Genomic DNA, 271 nt, shown 5'->3' on the forward strand with positions numbered 1-271 from the left:
GCCGGGGCCGGAGGGGGAGCCGGGGGCCGCGGAAGAGCCCGGGCCGTCCCCGAAGGAGGGCGAAACACCGTGAACCGGCGTCAGATTCGTTAACAAGTAAGCAACTTCGCCGTCGCCGCTCCGATATACGGACGCCCCAAGCTGAACAGCGTACGGCCGTGCGGGTGCCGTGGTGCGGCCCGGGCGGGGGGCGCGCGGGCCCCCCCGCCCCCCCCCCCCCCCCCCCCCCCCCCCGCCCCCCGACTAAAAAACAGGGGGGGGCAGGGCGTTT

Source organism: Streptomyces durocortorensis (assembly GCF_016901035.1).
Lineage (GTDB): Bacteria > Actinomycetota > Actinomycetes > Streptomycetales > Streptomycetaceae > Streptomyces > Streptomyces durocortorensis.